Source organism: Prevotella sp. CAG:592 (genome assembly GCF_000436015.1).
Taxonomy (GTDB): Bacteria; Bacteroidota; Bacteroidia; order Bacteroidales; family Bacteroidaceae; genus Prevotella; species Prevotella pectinovora.
In genome coordinates this window covers 46492-47692 of record NZ_FR892512.1, presented here as the reverse complement: position 1 = coordinate 47692, position 1201 = coordinate 46492, and the positions used below count along the sequence as shown (strand labels likewise).

At 42.3% G+C, this 1201-nt stretch carries 1 protein-coding gene and 1 pseudogene; both read right to left on the bottom strand.

All coding sequences use genetic code 11. The annotated features are described in order from the left end of the window. Positions 1–587: 587 nt before the first annotated feature. Positions 588–1118, bottom strand: a complete 531-nt coding sequence (gene rplI, locus QVO99_RS01925) for a 50S ribosomal protein L9 (RefSeq protein ID WP_022315904.1) — start codon at positions 1116–1118, stop codon at positions 588–590. Positions 1119–1137: 19 nt separating this feature from the next. Next, positions 1138–1201, bottom strand: a pseudogene (locus QVO99_RS01920) (30S ribosomal protein S18); the annotation flags it as partial.

Genomic DNA, 1201 nt, shown 5'->3' with positions numbered 1-1201 from the left:
TGGGCAAGCACGTTACCCCACTTGGGCAAGCAGCGTGCCCATTTTAACACAAACTGTCATTAGGATTAAGTATGCACTAATCTAATTCCGCCAACGGGTTGTTAAATGTAATATTTCATATTTCCTTCAAACATAACGAAGAAAAATTTACACATAATAATGCCAAAAATGTAGCATACTATATGCTGCTCGCCATAAGTATTGACATTGGATTATTAAAAAAACACCATTGCCCATGATGGGCACGCCCCTTGCCCATGTTGGGCACTATTCCAGACTTCTCCCCTATCACACTGTTCCTATATACAAAAGTACTATCATGTCTGACATATACCGACATATATAAGAGGATGAAAACGAAGTATAAGCATGGCGATGAACCATCCTGCATTTGACAGCTACCATCAGACAGCAGTCTATCGGCATATCAGCATGTTATAACAAAAAGCCATATGACCTGATAGTTTATTTTCATTTTTTGGGGAAATTCATATATCTTGATATGAAGCAAAAAAAATCCCGATGAATATGTTGCCACATCATCGGGAATATAATAAAATTGCTTATAAGCAAATTGTCTTGACAGATTACTCTGCTGCTGGAGCCTCCTCTGCAACTGGAGCTGCTGGAGTCTCTTCTACTGCTGGAGTTTCCTCTACAGGTGCTTCTACAGGCTGGTTCTCAGCAATCACCTTTACAGGGATTTCAACGAGCACATCCTTGTGGAAGTGTACTGTAGCAACGTAGTCGCCAAGTTTCTTAGCGTCGCGCATTGTGATGATCTTACGGTCTACATCGAAGCCCTTCTTCTTGAGCTCCTCAGCAACTGTAGCTGCATTAACAGATCCGTAAGTCACACCATTGGCGCTGACCTTCATCTCAACAACAATCTCAACATCCTTGATAGCCTCACCCTTCTTCTGAGCCTCAGCCTTGATAGCCTCGAGCTTGCGAGCCTGCTGTTTAAGATTCTCAGCGAGAACCTTCTTTGCTGCAGGAGAAGCGATGACAGCCTTTCCTGTTGGGATAAGGAAGTTACGTCCGTAACCAGACTTTACATTCACGATATCGTTCTTGAATCCCAAGCCGATAATATCTTCTTTGAGTATAATTTCCATTCTGTAATCCTCCTTTAAATTATTTCATCAAGTCAGTTACGTATGGAAGCAGTGCGATCTGGCGTGCACGCTTTACAGCCTGT